This is a genomic window from Shewanella bicestrii, assembly GCF_002216875.1.
Classification (GTDB): domain Bacteria; phylum Pseudomonadota; class Gammaproteobacteria; order Enterobacterales; family Shewanellaceae; genus Shewanella; species Shewanella seohaensis.
The window spans coordinates 44,418-61,683 of the sequence record NZ_CP022359.1; the positions used below are offsets into that span (position 1 = coordinate 44,418).

General features: G+C 55.3%; 19 protein-coding genes and 4 pseudogenes. 13 read left to right on the forward strand and 10 right to left on the reverse strand.

Annotated features, from left to right (window positions below):
* Nucleotides 1-60: 60 nt before the first annotated feature.
* Together CF168_RS21205 and aac(3)-IIe are read right to left on the reverse strand one after the other, a co-directional pair.
* Nucleotides 61-603 carry an AAA family ATPase gene (locus CF168_RS21205; RefSeq protein WP_002063889.1) on the reverse strand — a complete coding sequence of 181 codons (543 nt, stop codon included), beginning with the start codon at nt 601-603 and terminating at the stop codon, nt 61-63.
* Nucleotides 604-615: 12 nt separating this feature from the next.
* Entirely contained in the window at nt 616-1,476 is an 861-nt protein-coding gene (aac(3)-IIe, locus tag CF168_RS21210; protein WP_000557452.1) for an aminoglycoside N-acetyltransferase AAC(3)-IIe, read from the reverse strand.
* A gap of 106 nt (nt 1,477-1,582) precedes the next feature.
* Here aac(3)-IIe and CF168_RS21220 point away from each other — a divergent pair, with 106 nt between their 5' ends.
* Nucleotides 1,583-2,287: an IS6-like element IS26 family transposase gene (locus CF168_RS21220; protein ID WP_001067855.1), complete on the forward strand. Its 705-nt coding sequence runs from the start codon at nt 1,583-1,585 to the stop codon at nt 2,285-2,287.
* Between the two features lie 53 nt (nt 2,288-2,340).
* On the opposite strand, the pseudogene CF168_RS21225 reads toward CF168_RS21220, so the two are convergent.
* From CF168_RS21225 to CF168_RS21240, 4 genes and pseudogenes are all read right to left on the reverse strand, one after another.
* Nucleotides 2,341-2,781: pseudogene (locus CF168_RS21225) on the reverse strand (CatB-related O-acetyltransferase); the annotation flags it as partial.
* Nucleotides 2,782-2,918: 137 nt separating this feature from the next.
* A complete protein-coding gene (locus CF168_RS21230) occupies nt 2,919-3,749 on the reverse strand; it encodes an oxacillin-hydrolyzing class D beta-lactamase OXA-1 (protein ID WP_001334766.1) in 831 nt (276 codons plus the stop codon).
* 130 nt (nt 3,750-3,879) lie between these two features.
* Nucleotides 3,880-4,434, reverse strand: coding sequence for a fluoroquinolone-acetylating aminoglycoside 6'-N-acetyltransferase AAC(6')-Ib-cr5 (locus CF168_RS21235; protein ID WP_063840321.1), 555 nt, complete (start codon nt 4,432-4,434; stop codon nt 3,880-3,882).
* Between the two features lie 143 nt (nt 4,435-4,577).
* On the reverse strand, nt 4,578-5,282 hold the full coding sequence (locus CF168_RS21240; protein ID WP_001067855.1) for an IS6-like element IS26 family transposase: 705 nt from the start codon (nt 5,280-5,282) through the stop codon (nt 4,578-4,580).
* A gap of 65 nt (nt 5,283-5,347) precedes the next feature.
* Between CF168_RS21240 and CF168_RS21250 the strand changes: the two are divergent.
* Together CF168_RS21250 and CF168_RS21255 are read left to right on the forward strand one after the other, a co-directional pair.
* Nucleotides 5,348-6,862, forward strand: a pseudogene (locus CF168_RS21250) (Tn3-like element TnAs1 family transposase); the annotation flags it as partial.
* A 41-nt stretch (nt 6,863-6,903) separates the two neighbouring features.
* Nucleotides 6,904-7,146 carry a hypothetical protein gene (locus CF168_RS21255; protein WP_032140899.1) on the forward strand — a complete coding sequence of 81 codons (243 nt, stop codon included), beginning with the start codon at nt 6,904-6,906 and terminating at the stop codon, nt 7,144-7,146.
* Nucleotides 7,147-7,177: 31 nt separating this feature from the next.
* On the opposite strand, the gene tetR(A) is transcribed toward CF168_RS21255, so the two are convergent.
* Nucleotides 7,178-7,828: a tetracycline resistance transcriptional repressor TetR(A) gene (tetR(A), locus tag CF168_RS21260; protein WP_000164043.1), complete on the reverse strand. Its 651-nt coding sequence runs from the start codon at nt 7,826-7,828 to the stop codon at nt 7,178-7,180.
* A 105-nt stretch (nt 7,829-7,933) separates the two neighbouring features.
* Here tetR(A) and tet(A) point away from each other — a divergent pair, with 105 nt between their 5' ends.
* On the forward strand, nt 7,934-9,133 hold the full coding sequence (gene tet(A) / locus CF168_RS21265; RefSeq protein WP_000804064.1) for a tetracycline efflux MFS transporter Tet(A): 1,200 nt from the start codon (nt 7,934-7,936) through the stop codon (nt 9,131-9,133).
* A 31-nt stretch (nt 9,134-9,164) separates the two neighbouring features.
* On the opposite strand, the gene CF168_RS21270 is transcribed toward tet(A), so the two are convergent.
* Together CF168_RS21270 and CF168_RS21275 are read right to left on the reverse strand one after the other, a co-directional pair.
* The gene (locus tag CF168_RS21270) at nt 9,165-10,049 is read right to left on the reverse strand and encodes a DMT family transporter (RefSeq protein ID WP_000058717.1); all 885 of its coding nucleotides are present in this window, start codon (nt 10,047-10,049) and stop codon (nt 9,165-9,167) included.
* A 137-nt stretch (nt 10,050-10,186) separates the two neighbouring features.
* Complete coding sequence (locus CF168_RS21275; RefSeq protein WP_001351729.1) at nt 10,187-10,579, reverse strand: cysteine hydrolase family protein; 393 nt, start codon at nt 10,577-10,579, stop codon at nt 10,187-10,189.
* Between the two features lie 3 nt (nt 10,580-10,582).
* Between CF168_RS21275 and CF168_RS21280 the strand changes: the two are divergent.
* Nucleotides 10,583-11,332: pseudogene (locus CF168_RS21280) on the forward strand (Tn3 family transposase); the annotation flags it as partial.
* Nucleotides 11,333-11,355: 23 nt separating this feature from the next.
* Here CF168_RS21280 and CF168_RS21285 read toward each other — a convergent pair.
* Nucleotides 11,356-11,961 carry a recombinase family protein gene (locus CF168_RS21285; protein ID WP_000509965.1) on the reverse strand — a complete coding sequence of 202 codons (606 nt, stop codon included), beginning with the start codon at nt 11,959-11,961 and terminating at the stop codon, nt 11,356-11,358.
* 94 nt (nt 11,962-12,055) lie between these two features.
* Here CF168_RS21285 and CF168_RS21290 point away from each other — a divergent pair.
* The 8 genes and pseudogenes from CF168_RS21290 to CF168_RS21325 form a co-directional block, all read left to right on the forward strand.
* Nucleotides 12,056-12,328: pseudogene (locus tag CF168_RS21290) on the forward strand (DUF4158 domain-containing protein); the annotation flags it as partial.
* 203 nt (nt 12,329-12,531) lie between these two features.
* Nucleotides 12,532-12,885, forward strand: coding sequence for a hypothetical protein (locus tag CF168_RS21295; RefSeq protein ID WP_000994741.1), 354 nt, complete (start codon nt 12,532-12,534; stop codon nt 12,883-12,885).
* Nucleotides 12,886-13,076: 191 nt separating this feature from the next.
* Nucleotides 13,077-13,421, forward strand: a complete 345-nt coding sequence (locus CF168_RS21300; RefSeq protein ID WP_000209093.1) for a hypothetical protein — start codon at nt 13,077-13,079, stop codon at nt 13,419-13,421.
* 77 nt (nt 13,422-13,498) lie between these two features.
* The gene (locus tag CF168_RS21305) at nt 13,499-13,801 is read left to right on the forward strand and encodes a hypothetical protein (protein WP_000410925.1); all 303 of its coding nucleotides are present in this window, start codon (nt 13,499-13,501) and stop codon (nt 13,799-13,801) included.
* A 77-nt stretch (nt 13,802-13,878) separates the two neighbouring features.
* Nucleotides 13,879-15,504, forward strand: coding sequence for a DNA cytosine methyltransferase (locus CF168_RS21310; RefSeq protein WP_000201432.1), 1,626 nt, complete (start codon nt 13,879-13,881; stop codon nt 15,502-15,504).
* 60 nt (nt 15,505-15,564) lie between these two features.
* Complete coding sequence (locus CF168_RS21315) at nt 15,565-15,996, forward strand: hypothetical protein (protein WP_000687894.1); 432 nt, start codon at nt 15,565-15,567, stop codon at nt 15,994-15,996.
* A 73-nt stretch (nt 15,997-16,069) separates the two neighbouring features.
* Nucleotides 16,070-16,624 (forward strand): hypothetical protein, encoded by a 555-nt coding sequence (locus tag CF168_RS21320; protein ID WP_001093868.1) that lies wholly within the window; start codon nt 16,070-16,072, stop codon nt 16,622-16,624.
* A gap of 232 nt (nt 16,625-16,856) precedes the next feature.
* Nucleotides 16,857-17,243: a hypothetical protein gene (locus CF168_RS21325; protein WP_000042274.1), complete on the forward strand. Its 387-nt coding sequence runs from the start codon at nt 16,857-16,859 to the stop codon at nt 17,241-17,243.
* The last annotated feature ends 23 nt before the right edge of the window (nt 17,244-17,266 follow it).

Genomic DNA, 17,266 nt, shown 5'->3' on the forward strand with positions numbered 1-17,266 from the left:
GTCAGGCAGAAACTCCACTTATCCCCGCTGTGCAGATTTCCCGAGCCAGCTCTAAGGCGATCAGGTGCGCTGATCGAGTCTGTCGAGCACCATCGCTGCAAGTTCATCGCTGGTGTGTGCACCACTATCGAGAACACGGGTTGTGGACGGAAGCCGTTCCCTTGCGGCCAAGCATCGGGCGACATTCGCTAATCGCCACTCTCGAATCTCCGCATTCCGATTCGGGTCAGGATGCATGGTCTGGTTCGAGATCCGGTGACGCAATAGGTCCTCGTTAAGCATCAGAAAGATGTGCAGCAGCTGATCGTCGATCTGCCTTAACCCGTCGAGTATCTCAGTCAGATAGTCCGGGTGCACGAGCGTCATTGGGATGATGATGTCCTGCGAGTAATTCCTGCGAATCTCGCTGACCGCAGCGATCGTAAGTCCCCTCCACAAGGGGAGATCCTGATAGTCTCCGCTCGCTGGTATGGGGACCGTTTCTTTCACCACGAACCCGATTTCCTCAGGGTCAAAGATCAGCGATTTCGGACGCCGATCGCGCAGCCGCTCAGCGAGAGTCGTCTTTCCGGCGCCGAAAGGTCCGTTGATCCAGATTATCATTGTCGACGGCCTCTAACCGGAAGGCTCGCAAGAGCGCTGGGCGGCTTCGTGTGCTGGCACGATCGGAGTGGCTCCGAAGTGCTTCTCAAGATAGGTGACGCCGAACGTCACGATGTCCTGCGCGTCGAACAGGTAGCACTGAGCAAAGCCCACGACACCTTCTCGATGGCGACCGAGCTTCACGTAAGCATTTGCTATAGTTTCGACCGCATCCGGCTTTCCTTCGATAGCAAAGCAATCGAGAATGCCGTTTGAATCGTATTCTGATGCCGTTTTCCAGGCGACTTCACCGTTTCTTCCAAGCATCGGCATCTCATACGTCACCCATCGTTTGTTGGGGATATCCGCAACCGCCTCGGCGTAGTGCAATGCGGTAACGGAGTTTAGCGGCGCACCCAACAGCAGGGCCTTCCCGCCAAGGCGGACGAACCGCTCGACGGGCGACCCTTCCCCCAAGGCGTGACCGAGTTCGTGAGGCTCCGTCAGCGTTTCAGCTAGCGGACCAACCGCGACCATCGATGCATCGGGGTGCGCGCTGCGCCGCGCGCCGGGGGCTTGAACCAGAAATTGATTCAGCAGGCCGAACCCACGGTAAGTCCCGGCCGTTGCGGGATCGAACGGCGGCCAGGTACGGCGGGCTTTGTCATCCAACCGAGCGCCATTCAGAGTCTCCTCGTAGGGTGATCGGTCCCACGACGCGTATCCCATCACAGTGCCAGTCGGCCCAACCGCGGAGCGTAACGCGGCAACGACCGTCTCCGCTCCTCCTTCGACCGGACCAATCGCTTTAAGTGAGGCATGCACCATCAACAGGTCACCGGTTTGGACTCCTAATTTTCGAATTGCCTCCGTTATTGCCTTCCGCGTATGCATCGCGATATCTCCTCTAAACTGCAAAACACTATACCTATCGAGAGGCACTGTTGCAAATAGTCGGTGGTGATAAACTTATCATCCCCTTTTGCTGATGGAGCTGCACATGAACCCATTCAAAGGCCGGCATTTTCAGCGTGACATCATTCTGTGGGCCGTACGCTGGTACTGCAAATACGGCATCAGTTACCGTGAGCTGCAGGAGATGCTGGCTGAACGCGGAGTGAATGTCGATCACTCCACGATTTACCGCTGGGTTCAGCGTTATGCGCCTGAAATGGAAAAACGGCTGCGCTGGTACTGGCGTAACCCTTCCGATCTTTGCCCGTGGCACATGGATGAAACCTACGTGAAGGTCAATGGCCGCTGGGCGTATCTGTACCGGGCCGTCGACAGCCGGGGCCGCACTGTCGATTTTTATCTCTCCTCCCGTCGTAACAGCAAAGCTGCATACCGGTTTCTGGGTAAAATCCTCAACAACGTGAAGAAGTGGCAGATCCCACGATTCATCAACACGGATAAAGCGCCCGCCTATGGTCGCGCGCTTGCTCTGCTCAAACGCGAAGGCCGGTGCCCGTCTGACGTTGAACACCGACAGATTAAGTACCGGAACAACGTGATTGAATGCGATCATGGCAAACTGAAACGGATAATCGGCGCCACGCTGGGATTTAAATCCATGAAGACGGCTTACGCCACCATCAAAGGTATTGAGGTGATGCGTGCACTACGCAAAGGCCAGGCCTCAGCATTTTATTATGGTGATCCCCTGGGCGAAATGCGCCTGGTAAGCAGAGTTTTTGAAATGTAAGGCCTTTGAATAAGACAAAAGGCTGCCTCATCGCTAACTTTGCAACAGTGCCCCACATCTTTTGTCACCAACGAGCGGCTGCCTATCACCGCACCGTGCCCGATCTTGATTCCGGGCATGACCATTGCCTCAGAGCCGATCCAAACGTCATTGCCAATGACAGTATTACCTGCTTTTTGGAAGGCATCGAGTGCGCTTGAGAATGCAGGTTCTTCCTGCATATAAAAGAACGGGAAAGATGATGCCCAGTCGTACCGATGCCCCTGATTGCCAGCCATGATAAAGGAAGCCCCACTCCCGATAGAGCAGAAACTACCGATGATCAACTTATCAACGTCATCACGGTCCGGAAACAGATACCGTGCGCAGTCATCGAATGAGTGCCCATGATAGTAGCCAGAGTAATAGCTGTACCGCCCAACTTTGATATTGGGGTTCTTCACTTGCTCAGAAAGCAGCTTGCCTTTGAAGGGGCTATCAAAGTAGTTGGTCATAAGAGATCCCGCGGTCTGTGACTTTGCCGTCTAACGTTTGAAATAAGGGGCGCCGAGCGCCAGCGAGGGGAGCCAAAAGCTTGCTTTTGGCCGTCCCGACTTGATTGAAGGGTTGGGCGATTTTGCCATTAGATTTTTTATAAATTTAGTGTGTTTAGAATGGTGATCGCATTTTTCTTGGCTTTTATGCTTGATGTTAAATTCGACCCCAAGTTTCCTGTAAGTGCGGACACAAAAACATATTTATGTCCTGATTTGCTTATAATAAACCCTTCAAACCATCCGTTTTGTAAGGTTCTATTTGCTGTGAATCCTGCACCAGTTTTCCCATACAGTTTTGTACTATTATCCAGATCTTGTAGATACATGTTCTCTATGGTGTTTTCTATGGCTGAGTTTTTAACTGGGAGATTGTGATTAATAATTTTACGCAGGAATTGAATTTGTTCTTCTGGTGAAATTTTTAAGCTACTTTCGAGCCATGCTTCTGTTAATCCGTTGTTTCTTTCTTTATCTCCAGAGAAGTCTTGATTTCCATAATCAAAATCTTTGAGATAATTCTTGATTTTATTTAATCCAATTTTTTGGGTTATTTCTTGCGAAACCCAAACAACAGAAAATTGCATCCACGTCTTTGGTGTATGATTGCTGTTCCAGATCTCCATTCCTTTGGGGGTTTTATCCCATTTGAATATGGTTTTCTGATCTATTATTTCCGCATCAAATGCCATAAGTGATAATGCGATCTTGAAAGTTGAATCTGGTGCCATTTGCGTTGCACACTTTGCTTTATTGAATTGAGCAATTTCAGCGTTTGTGGATGCATCGTAAAGTAAAAAACAACCTTCAGTTCCTTCAAATAATGGAGATGCAACAGTAGAGATATCTGTTGATGCACTGGCGCTGCTGTAGATAATATTTGCAATTATTAAAAAAATAGCGAAGTTGATATGTATTGTGTTTTTCATAATAAGTATTGGTTTGGTAAAGGGCTTAATTTTAACGGCTAACAATTAATGAGGCTCCGGGTTCGCCCAACGTTTGACATGAGGGGCGGCCAAGGGCGCCAGCCCTTGGACGTCCCCCTCGATGGAAGGGTTAGGCATCACTGCGTGTTCGCTCGAATGCCTGGCGTGTTTGAACCATGTACACGGCTGGACCATATGGGGTGGTTACGGTACCTTGCCTCTCAAACCCCGCTTTCTCGTAGCATCGGATCGCTCGCAAGTTGCTCGGCGACGGGTCCGTTTGGATCTTGGTGACCTCGGGATCATTGAACAGCAACTCAACCAGAGCTCGAACCAGCTTGGTTCCCAAGCCTTTGCCCAGTTGTGATGCATTCGCCAGTAACTGGTCTATTCCGCGTACTCCTGGATCGGTTTCTTCTTCCCACCGTCCGTCCCCGCTTCCAAGAGCAACGTACGACTGGGCATACCCAATCGGCTCTCCATTCAGCATTGCAATGTATGGAGTGACGGACTCTTGCGCTAAAACGCTTGGCAAGTACTGTTCCTGTACGTCAGCAAGTGTCGGGCGTGCTTCTTCTCCGCCCCACCACTCGACGATATGAGATCGATTTAGCCACTCATAGAGCATCGCAAGGTCATGCTCAGTCATGAGGCGCAGTGTGACGGAATCGTTGCTGTTGGTCACGATGCTGTACTTTGTGATGCCTAACTTTGTTTTTGCGTTGCTCATGATGTCTAACTCCCAATTTGTGTAGGGCTTATTATGCACGCTTAAAGGCACTGTTGCAAAGTTAGCGATGAGGCAGCCTTTTGTCTTATTCAAAGGCCTTACATTTCAAAAACTCTGCTTACCAGGCGCATTTCGCCCAGGGGATCACCATAATAAAATGCTGAGGCCTGGCCTTTGCGTAGTGCACGCATCACCTCAATACCTTTGATGGTGGCGTAAGCCGTCTTCATGGATTTAAATCCCAGCGTGGCGCCGATTATCCGTTTCAGTTTGCCATGATCGCATTCAATCACGTTGTTCCGGTACTTAATCTGTCGGTGTTCAACGTCAGACGGGCACCGGCCTTCGCGTTTGAGCAGAGCAAGCGCGCGACCATAGGCGGGCGCTTTATCCGTGTTGATGAATCGCGGGATCTGCCACTTCTTCACGTTGTTGAGGATTTTACCCAGAAACCGGTATGCAGCTTTGCTGTTACGACGGGAGGAGAGATAAAAATCGACAGTGCGGCCCCGGCTGTCGACGGCCCGGTACAGATACGCCCAGCGGCCATTGACCTTCACGTAGGTTTCATCCATGTGCCACGGGCAAAGATCGGAAGGGTTACGCCAGTACCAGCGCAGCCGTTTTTCCATTTCAGGCGCATAACGCTGAACCCAGCGGTAAATCGTGGAGTGATCGACATTCACTCCGCGTTCAGCCAGCATCTCCTGCAGCTCACGGTAACTGATGCCGTATTTGCAGTACCAGCGTACGGCCCACAGAATGATGTCACGCTGAAAATGCCGGCCTTTGAATGGGTTCATGTGCAGCTCCATCAGCAAAAGGGGATGATAAGTTTATCACCACCGACTATTTGCAACAGTGCCACTTCGACGACTACCTGCTGCCGGCCGAGAAGTTCGCCGCACTCAAGCGCGAGCAGGCCCTGCCCCTGGCGATCAACCCGAACAGCGACCAGTACCTGGAAGAGCGTTTGCAGCTGCTGGACGAGCAGTTGGCCACCGTCACCCGCCTGGCCAAGGACAACGAGCTGCCCGATGCCATCCTCACCGAGTCAGGGCTGAAAATCACCCCGCTGGATGCGGCGGTGCCGGATCGGGCGCAGGCGCTGATCGACCAAACCAGCCAGTTACTGCCGCGCATCAAGATCACCGAACTGCTGATGGACGTGGACGACTGGACGGGCTTCAGCCGCCACTTCACCCACTTGAAGGACGGGGCCGAGGCCAAAGACAGGACGTTGCTGCTGTCCGCAATCCTCGGTGATGCGATCAACCTCGGGCTGACCAAGATGGCCGAGTCGAGCCCCGGCCTGACCTACGCCAAGCTGTCCTGGCTGCAAGCCTGGCACATCCGCGACGAAACCTATTCGGCGGCCTTGGCCGAGCTGGTCAACCACCAGTATCGCCACGCCTTTGCCGCCCACTGGGGCGACGGCACGACCTCATCCTCCGATGGCCAGCGCTTCCGCGCGGGTGGCCGGGGCGAGAGCACCGGGCACGTCAACCCGAAGTACGGTAGCGAGCCGGGACGGCTGTTCTATACCCATATCTCCGACCAGTACGCGCCGTTCAGCACCCGCGTGGTGAATGTCGGCGTCCGCGATTCCACCTATGTGCTCGACGGCCTGCTGTACCACGAGTCCGACCTGCGGATCGAGGAGCACTACACCGACACGGCCGGCTTCACCGATCACGTCTTTGCCCTGATGCACCTGCTAGGCTTCCGCTTCGCGCCGCGCATCCGCGACCTCGGCGAAACCAAGCTGTACGTGCCGCAGGGCGTGCAAGCCTACCCGACGTTGCGCCCGCTGATCGGCGGCACCCTGAACATCAAGCACGTGCGTGCCCACTGGGACGACATCCTGCGCCTGGCCAGCTCGATCAAGCAGGGCACCGTCACCGCCTCGCTGATGCTGCGCAAGCTCGGCAGCTACCCGCGCCAGAACGGACTGGCCGTGGCCCTGCGCGAGCTGGGCCGGATCGAGCGCACGCTGTTCATCCTGGACTGGCTGCAAAGTGTTGAACTGCGCCGCCGCGTGCATGCCGGCCTGAACAAAGGTGAGGCGCGCAACTCGCTGGCCAGGGCGGTGTTCTTCAACCGCCTTGGGGAAATCAGGGATCGGAGCTTCGAGCAGCAGCGCTACCGGGCCAGCGGCCTCAACCTGGTGACGGCGGCTATCGTGCTGTGGAACACGGTGTACCTGGAACGCGCCACCCAGGGGTTGGTCGAGGCCGGCAAGCCGGTGGACGGCGAGCTGCTGCAATTCCTGTCGCCGCTGGGCTGGGAGCACATCAACCTAACCGGCGATTACGTCTGGCGGCAGAGCCGCAGACTGGAAGACGGGAAGTTTCGGCCCTTACGGATGCCCGGAAAACCTTAGCGTACGATTTTTTCCGAATTCTGCGGGCTCCCCTATCTCATCTGCGCAAGGCAGAACGTGAAGACGGCCGCGAGCGCCAGGCGCACGAGGCCGGCGCGCGGACCCGCGCCACGGCCCACGAGCGGACGCCGCAGCAGGAGCGCCAGAAGGCCGCCAGAGAGGCCGAGCGCGGCCGTGAGGCTTGGACGCTAGGGCAGGGCATGAAAAAGCCCGTAGCGGGCTGCTACGGGCGTCTGACGCGGTGGAAAGGGGGAGGGGATGTTGTCTACATGGCTCTGCTGTAGTGAGTGGGTTGCGCTCCGGCAGCGGTCCTGATCAATCGTCACCCTTTCTCGGTCCTTCAACGTTCCTGACAACGAGCCTCCTTTTCGCCAATCCATCGACAATCACCGCGAGTCCCTGCTCGAACGCTGCGTCCGGACCGGCTTCGTCGAAGGCGTCTATCGCGGCCCGCAACAGCGGCGAGAGCGGAGCCTGTTCAACGGTGCCGCCGCGCTCGCCGGCATCGCTGTCGCCGGCCTGCTCCTCAAGCACGGCCCCAACAGTGAAGTAGCTGATTGTCATCAGCGCATTGACGGCGTCCCCGGCCGAAAAACCCGCCTCGCAGAGGAAGCGAAGCTGCGCGTCGGCCGTTTCCATCTGCGGTGCGCCCGGTCGCGTGCCGGCATGGATGCGCGCGCCATCGCGGTAGGCGAGCAGCGCCTGCCTGAAGCTGCGGGCATTCCCGATCAGAAATGAGCGCCAGTCGTCGTCGGCTCTCGGCACCGAATGCGTATGATTCTCCGCCAGCATGGCTTCGGCCAGTGCGTCGAGCAGCGCCCGCTTGTTCCTGAAGTGCCAGTAAAGCGCCGGCTGCTGAACCCCCAACCGTTCCGCCAGTTTGCGTGTCGTCAGACCGTCTACGCCGACCTCGTTCAACAGGTCCAGGGCGGCACGGATCACTGTATTCGGCTGCAACTTTGTCATGCTTGACACTTTATCACTGATAAACATAATATGTCCACCAACTTATCAGTGATAAAGAATCCGCGCGTTCAATCGGACCAGCGGAGGCTGGTCCGGAGGCCAGACGTGAAACCCAACAGACCCCTGATCGTAATTCTGAGCACTGTCGCGCTCGACGCTGTCGGCATCGGCCTGATTATGCCGGTGCTGCCGGGCCTCCTGCGCGATCTGGTTCACTCGAACGACGTCACCGCCCACTATGGCATTCTGCTGGCGCTGTATGCGTTGATGCAATTTGCCTGCGCACCTGTGCTGGGCGCGCTGTCGGATCGTTTCGGGCGGCGGCCGGTCTTGCTCGTCTCGCTGGCCGGCGCTGCTGTCGACTACGCCATCATGGCGACGGCGCCTTTCCTTTGGGTTCTCTATATCGGGCGGATCGTGGCCGGCATCACCGGGGCGACTGGGGCGGTAGCCGGCGCTTATATTGCCGATATCACTGATGGCGATGAGCGCGCGCGGCACTTCGGCTTCATGAGCGCCTGTTTCGGGTTCGGGATGGTCGCGGGACCTGTGCTCGGTGGGCTGATGGGCGGTTTCTCCCCCCACGCTCCGTTCTTCGCCGCGGCAGCCTTGAACGGCCTCAATTTCCTGACGGGCTGTTTCCTTTTGCCGGAGTCGCACAAAGGCGAACGCCGGCCGTTACGCCGGGAGGCTCTCAACCCGCTCGCTTCGTTCCGGTGGGCCCGGGGCATGACCGTCGTCGCCGCCCTGATGGCGGTCTTCTTCATCATGCAACTTGTCGGACAGGTGCCGGCCGCGCTTTGGGTCATTTTCGGCGAGGATCGCTTTCACTGGGACGCGACCACGATCGGCATTTCGCTTGCCGCATTTGGCATTCTGCATTCACTCGCCCAGGCAATGATCACCGGCCCTGTAGCCGCCCGGCTCGGCGAAAGGCGGGCACTCATGCTCGGAATGATTGCCGACGGCACAGGCTACATCCTGCTTGCCTTCGCGACACGGGGATGGATGGCGTTCCCGATCATGGTCCTGCTTGCTTCGGGTGGCATCGGAATGCCGGCGCTGCAAGCAATGTTGTCCAGGCAGGTGGATGAGGAACGTCAGGGGCAGCTGCAAGGCTCACTGGCGGCGCTCACCAGCCTGACCTCGATCGTCGGACCCCTCCTCTTCACGGCGATCTATGCGGCTTCTATAACAACGTGGAACGGGTGGGCATGGATTGCAGGCGCTGCCCTCTACTTGCTCTGCCTGCCGGCGCTGCGTCGCGGGCTTTGGAGCGGCGCAGGGCAACGAGCCGATCGCTGATCGTGGAAACGATAGGCCTATGCCATGCGGGTCAAGGCGACTTCCGGCAAGCTATACGCGCCCTAGGAGTGCGGTTGGAACGTTGGCCCAGCCAGATACTCCCGATCACGAGCAGGACGCCGATGATTTGAAGCGCACTCAGCGTCTGATCCAAGAACAACCATCCTAGCAACACGGCGGTCCCCGGGCTGAGAAAGCCCAGTAAGGAAACAACTGTAGGTTCGAGTCGCGAGATCCCCCGGAACCAAAGGAAGTAGGTTAAACCCGCTCCGATCAGGCCGAGCCACGCCAGGCCGAGAACATTGGTTCCTGTAGGCATCGGGATTGGCGGATCAAACACTAAAGCTACTGGAACGAGCAGAAGTCCTCCGGCCGCCAGTTGCCAGGCGGTAAAGGTGAGCAGAGGCACGGGAGGTTGCCACTTGCGGGTCAGCACGGTTCCGAACGCCATGGAAACCGCCCCCGCCAGGCCCGCTGCGACGCCGACAGGATCTAGCGCTGCGTTTGGTGTCAACACCAACAGCGCCACGCCCGCAGTTCCGCAAATAGCCCCCAGGACCGCCATCAATCGTATCGGGCTACCTAGCAGAGCGGCAGAGATGAACACGACCATCAGCGGCTGCACAGCGCCTACCGTCGCCGCGACCCCGCCCGGCAGGCGGTAGACCGAAATAAACAACAAGCTCCAGAATAGCGAAATATTAAGTGCGCCGAGGATGAAGATGCGCATCCACCAGATTCCCGTTGGAATCTGTCGGACGATCATCACGAGCAATAAACCCGCCGGCAACGCCCGCAGCATCGCGACCGTCATCGGTGAGAAGTTCGGCAGGTATTGGGTGGTGACAATGTAGGTGCTGCCCCAAATGGCAGGTGCTATCGCTGTGAACAATAAATCGGGCGTGCGTAATGACATGCGATTACAAGACCTCCGCTACGGCGATGGGTTTTTGAGAGTTGCAGGCGCCGCGATGACCGCACCCTGACTTGGACTGGCCCTGCCTCGCACCAATCCACCTGCGGCTATGGCCGCGATCATGCGAGGCCCGAAAATTACACGACCTGTACACGTCCGCCGAACCCGGAACGCAACAGAGCTTCGTGGGCATCCCGATCCGGGTCGTAGCAGCAGTCCTGGACCAAACGCACGTCGTAGTCCGCATCACTAGCCCAGGCGACGCTTGAAAGAACAACGCCGGTGGTGCTTATCCCGGCCATGACAAGCGTGCTTACGCCGCGCGTCCGAAGGTCGGCGTCGAGCGCCGTGCCATAAAAGACGCTGGCTCGCGGACATGCATAGAAAAGGTCGCCCCGTTCGATCGCAAGCCCTTCGACGGGCAGACCGGTGCGAAATCGTCCGCTCGGGAGATACGGTGAGATTTGGCGATTCGTCGCCGGCGGCGCATGTTCATACTCTTCGCCGAGCGAAAAGTTGGGGAACAGCACGGGCCGGCCGCGCAAGGCGTGCTGGCAGCCGTGCAGACCCTGCGTGAGATGAACGCCGACAACCTGCGCAAGGTGCCGGCCGATGCACCCACGGCCTTCATCAAGCCGCGCTGGAAGCCGCTGGTGATCACCCCGGAAGGCCTCGACCGGAAATTCTACGAAATCTGCGCCCTGTCCGAGCTGAAGAACGCCCTGCGCTCCGGCGACATCTGGGTCAAGGGCTCGCGGCAGTTCCGCGACTTCGACGACTACCTGCTGCCGGCCGAGAAGTTCGCCGCACTCAAGCGCGAGCAGGCCCTGCCCCTGGCGATCAACCCGAACAGCGACCAGTACCTGGAAGAGCGTTTGCAGCTGCTGGACGAGCAGTTGGCCACCGTCACCCGCCTGGCCAAGGACAACGAGCTGCCCGATGCCATCCTCACCGAGTCAGGGCTGAAAATCACCCCGCTGGATGCGGCGGTGCCGGATCGGGCGCAGGCGCTGATCGACCAAACCAGCCAGTTACTGCCGCGCATCAAGATCACCGAACTGCTGATGGACGTGGACGACTGGACGGGCTTCAGCCGCCACTTCACCCACTTGAAGGACGGGGCCGAGGCCAAAGACAGGACGTTGCTGCTGTCCGCAATCCTCGGTGATGCGATCAACCTCGGGCTGACCAAGATGGCCGAGTCGAGCCCCGGCCTGACCTACGCCAAGCTGTCCTGGCTGCAAGCCTGGCACATCCGCGACGAAACCTATTCGGGGTCGGTTCCGGCTGAGGGCGAAATGACACCCTAAGCGTTAGCTCTGTGTCGTTGCACGATGTCAGCGACGGTATTCTTGCTGATACCGAGCTCGCGTGCGATCCAGCGATAGCTGCGTCCCTCGGCCCTCATCGCAACCACCTTAGGCAAAAGTCGGTCTGATTTTGGTCGCACTCCGGCCTGACGACCAAGCCTCTTACCACGTGCCTTCGCAACAGCAAGGCCTGACTTGACCCGCTCGCTGATGAGATCCCGCTCAAACTCCGCAATGCCGGAAAGAAACGTCGCCAGCATTCGTCCATACGGCGACGAAAGATCGAACGCCATTCCATTCATGGCTATCACGGAAACCTTCCAGTTCTCCAGTTCACGTAGCGTATTGAGCAGATCGAGCGTCGAGCGCCCCCACCGGGAAAGCTCAGTGACCAGGATTGCATCAATTTGTCTGGACTGGGCAAGCGCCAGGACTTTCTTTCGCTCGGCCCGGTCGAGTTTAGTTCCTGAACCTGTTTCCTTAAATATTCCCACCACGTCGTAGCCGGCACAGCCGGCGAAGGCTCGCAGATCAAATTCCTGGCGTTCACAAGACTGATCCGCTGTTGAAACCCGGCAGTAAATGGCGGCACGATGTCCCAATTGAACCCTCCTGGATTTTTGTATCGGAACGCCCTGATTTATATGGGCTGGCTGTTGTCCAAAACAGACTATACTTCAAAAGGGACGAATTTGTATGTCACGACGCCATATTTTCACCGAACGGCAGCGAGCAGCGCTGTTCGATCTGCCCACGGACGAACTGTCGCTACTGAAGTTCTACACGCTGGGCGATGATGACCTGGAAAACATTAGGCAGCGCCGCAGACCGGAAAACAGGATTGGCTTTGCCCTGCAACTTTGTGCCTTACGATATCCGGGCCGTGCACTGGCTCCTGGTGAGATGATCCCGCGTGAAGTCCTTTCCTTCGTCGGTGCTCAGCTTGGAGTTCCGGTTGAATCACTTGCTGAGGCTAACGCCATGTTGAGCGCTGTGTCGGAAGATGCACGTAAAGCCAGCAATACGGAAGACAAACGTGACCTTGAATCGCTTCAAGGCTGGCTGGAAGAGAACATCAATTCTCAACTGGCAGGCGTGAAGTAACTATGACTGTAACCCCACTGGGGGCTTCATGCCCCTGTGGGGGCATGGTGCCCGTAAAAGGAGTCACCATGAATGCAGTGAAGATGATCCAGAAGGAAAACCAGCTTGAGCTGCCGCTTTTCTTCCTGGATGAAGAGCCGAAGACCGCAGAAGTCATTCCATTTGAGCCAAAGCCTGAATGGACTGATGATGAGGTAAGGCAGTTACGTGATGGGCTTTTATGGCATAGCCTTAGAGTCCTTGCTGATGGTCGAGCTGGAAGTGAAATCAAGCAGGAAACGATGGCTTGGGTGATGTCCGATGAGGTACATCCATTCTCATTTGTGGTCTGCTGCGATGAAGCAGGTTACGATCCATCTGGAGTAAGGGAAGGCGTGAAGTCTATCCTAAACCGCTTAGCGCGGGTTAAAGCGGGGGGTTAACCCCCTGCTTTCCCAGTGGCATCGACTTTCACATGTGAAAGTTTGTGCCCCTCGGAAAGCAAGATTTTGCTCTCTGTCGAGAGTGAATAGTGAGGTAGCTGGCCTCCCCAAACAAACAGCATTCTACATAACCCTTGGGGGATCACTGCCCCTCGGGCTGGTGGTTCCCTGACAAACATGGAGCCACAACTATGACTACTCTTGCCAGCTTTGCGAATCCGATTTCTGTTATTCAACGCTCACCAACCAGTGGGGTGTTTGGCACAAATCAGTTCGTAGGAGACAAAGAGGGATTTGTACAAAAGGTGCTCGGAAAGTGGTACTGCAATCCAGGGAATACCATTCCCGTTGAGAGCATGTCCCACCTTGAGCAGGCGGAGAAACTGTATGACTTCTATGTCAAGTATCTCCAAGTGAAAGAAAAGATCTCTGTGAACCTTGGCCGGGTGCTGCATAAGCTGTACAGCACTGGTTCTATCAAGGAAGCAGAGATCGTGCTTGAAGCAATAAAGGCTCAGGCTGGCGTAACAGCTTGAGCAATCTACTAACCCTAAACCGGGTGCATCCGCCCGGTTCGGGACGTGGTGCGCCCCCAAACTATTTGGAGTGCATCATGGAAAAACATAACCTCAAATCCGGATTCAGCATCTATTTCGCTGACGTCCATTTCGAGAAACAAGTCTACGCATTCGGCTCAGGACTTGGCTTCACCTCTGTGATTTACGCCTACTCGCTGGGCCGAGATCCGGAAGAAGCTGAGAAGCTGGCGCTTGAAAAGTACGACTCTGACGAAACGAAGGTGAAGAAGGTGCATGTCAATCTGGCTCGCAGCCAGGACATCAACCGCTACACCTTCCCTGAACAAATGGCTGGCTTTGCTAATGCCATTCAGTCTCACGGCATCGCTGTGAACTGAGAACCACTTTAAACCCATCGGGGCCATTACTTCCCGATTGGGACGGTAGTGGCCTCTCAACCGAAAGGAGAGAGCTCATGGCTACTATCGTAAACACCAAGTTAGGAGAACATCGAGGCAAGAAGCGCGTCTGGCTGGAAGGCCAAAAGCTACTGCGTGAAGGTTACTATCCTGGCATGAAGTATGATCTGGAGCTGAAAGATTCCCAGGTTGTGCTTCGCGTCAAAGAGGAGGGTAAGTTCACCATCAGTAAGCGCGAGCGCAATGGCCGGGTGTCTCCAATCATCGATCTGACCGTGCAGGAGCTTGCTACCGTTTTTGACGGTGTAGAGATGCTCCGCGTGTTCATCCGTAACGGCGCAATTGTGATCTCTGCTCACCATCAACAAGAGCGAGTGATCGAGCGCGTCAACCGGCTTATCAGTAAGCTGGAGAATGGAGAATCGCTTTCGGTATGCAGCCTCTTTCATGGGGGTGGTGTGCTTGATAAAGCGATTCACGCCGGTTTTCACAAGGCGGGAATTGCCAGTGCCATATCTGTGGCCGTGGAGATGGAAGGGAAATATCTCGATTCGTCTTTGGCAAATAACCCGGAGCTTTGGAACGAAGATTCTATTGTTATCGAATCGCCAATCCAGGCTGTGAATCTCAGCAAACGCCCACCACAGGTGGATGTTTTGATGGGGGGCATACCGTGTACCGGCGCGTCAAAGTCAGGTCGCAGTAAGAACAAGTTGGAGTTTGCCGAATCGCATGAGGCGGCAGGTGCCATGTTCTTCAACTTCCTGCAATTCGTAGAAGCGCTAAACCCAGCCGTTGTGCTGATTGAGAACGTGCCTGAGTACCAGAACACCGCTTCGATGGAAGTGATTCGTTCGGTGCTCTCTTCGTTGGGTTACTCCCTACAAGAGCGCATTCTCGACGGCAATGAGTTTGGGGTTATTGAGCGCCGCAAGCGTCTTTGTGTTGTTGCGCTTTCCCACGGGATCGACGGGTTTGAACTTGAGAAGGTTCAGCCTGTTCGCACCAAGGAAAGTCGCATACAGGACATCCTGGAGCCAGTTCCGCTCGATTCTGAACGTTGGAAGTCATTTGACTATCTGGCTGAGAAGGAGTTGAGAGACAAAGCTGCTGGCAAGGGGTTCTCTCGCCAGCTTCTGACTGGCGACGATGAGTTTTGCGGCACCATAGGTAAGGACTATGCAAAATGCAGAAGTACCGAACCTTTCATTGTTCATCCAGAACAGCCGGAGTTGTCTCGCATCTTTACACCGACAGAACATTGTCGAGTGAAAGGGATACCAGAGGAACTCATCCAAGGTCTGTCGGACACTATTGCCCACCAGATTCTCGGGCAATCGGTAGTCTTTCCCGCGTTCGAGGCTTTAGCCCTCGCATTAGGGAACAGCCTGTGGAGCTGGGTTGGAATGATGCCAATCATGGTCGAAGTCGTGGATGAATCACAGCCGGTGATCGGTGGTGAAGACTTCCATTGGGCAACGGCATTGGTTGACGCAAAGGGCACTCTCAAGCTGTCACCGGCAGCGAAAAAACAGGGGATGCCCTTCAACATTATGGATGGTCAATTGGCTGTCTATTCACCTAACGGAACTAAAAAGAGCTGCGGCCATGAGCCTTGCGAATATCTCCCGGTAATGATGTCCGGAGACGCAATCATGGTCACTTCATCTTTGGTTCATTAGTAACTCACCGGGGCAATGCCGAAAGGCCTTTGCTCCGGCCTATCCGAAAGGAGAGTAATCATGAAAATCGAAACTGTTGTGCCTTTACCTCCCGAGGATTCAGGCCTTCAACACTGCATTGCCAGGTTCCATAACCGCAACATGGATTCCAAGCGAAAAGACAAGACCCGTTTTTTCAGGAGGGAGCCGGTTATGATCGTAAACCCAGAGACCAAAGCAAAGGTTCTCCGGTATGCGATGGGCAACCCTGGGAATTTATCCATCACAAAGCTGGCGGTCGCGCTGGATTACGATGCGGTAGATGCTCTGGGTGTTCGTTTTAAAGACACTGTAAATCTTGAGGTTCGCAGAGCCAGGCGCTGGGAAGTCTGGCAGTGGTTCTGGAACCATCCGGATCAAAGTGTCCAACTGTCAATCAAATTGGGCGTGGTTGGCGCTGTGTTGGGAGTCATGGGCTTCCTGACTGGCGTAGCTCCGTACCTCTTGGGATAAACCAATAAAGCCGTTAACGGGCAATGTAAGTCCGGAGACGGCTTGCATTGCTCTCTCGAAAGTGGAGAGTCAAATGAACACATTAGAACAACTTGTAAATCAGAGAGTGCTTGAGGAAGGTCTGAAAAAGGCGAAGCCATTGGCCGCGCAAATGGGGCTTGAATCTGTACCTGATGAGATGCTTGAAATGATCTGCCCAAACTTGAACTACTCTGGGCAGTTTACGCCAGCTCTGTACGCGAGATTTCAAAGCGTAAAGCGATTACTGAAAGAGTTGTCGGAACAAACCTCACCTAAGCACGGGCATATTGTGAAGTTTACCAACCAATATGGGAGCTACGATGAGTCAGCTTTGCTGTTCAAAGAAGGCGACGTCAGAAACCAGAACTTGGTTGCTTGTGTGGGCGGGAAGACGCTAAATCTCGGAGAGCTAGAGCTTCGAGATTATGGGCTCAATATGCACATCGGTTGCGGTGGACCATTTGAGCCGATCTCAGAAGCGCAGATTCAGTCCTTGTCTGAGTTTGACTTCTATGAGACGACCTACAGATTCTGGGGCCAGAATCCATGTGGAAACGGGATGATAGACATCACCGTCCCTATGAAACGTTGGTTCTTGACTGTGTAGCTTCAACCTGAGTGCGCCGAGAAATCGGCGTACCGGCCCCTTAAAAAGGGTAATCAGCGCAGGGGGAAACCCCGCGCTTTCCCAAGCATCTCGGTTTCCCAGGGTGCTTCGGAAAGTGCCTTAGGCGCTCAAGTGCGGTAGCTGGCTGCCAAAAACAAACAGCAAATTATCAACCCTGACGGGAGCACCTCCTGTTAGGGGGGCTCCGTCATAAACTGAACGGAGATATAGCATGTCTAAAAACGTCAACGATGTTTTTTCAAACCGAACTTCTTTGGAATGTACTGTAAATGCAGCGCTGGATCGTCGTATCGGTCTGCGTGTCGGGTTCCCTCATTACAGAGAAGGAGCAAACGGTGTGGTTTGTGAGATCGAAGCAGAGTACCCATTGCTCAACACTCATTCGAGTGTTGCATGGCCCCTGCTCGATGAACTCAACAGTTACACCATCCAAAAAAACCAATCGCTCATTGATCACATTGATAATGCGGTCGCTGAACTGTTGAAACACAAGGCTCGTCTACAGCTTGATATTCAAAAGCTGCAAGACGGTGACATTGATCTGGTGAAACAGGCCAAGCAGCAATACGAAGACAACCAGATGTCGAGTAGCAGCTAGTTCAGGTCTGATAGCCAGGATTC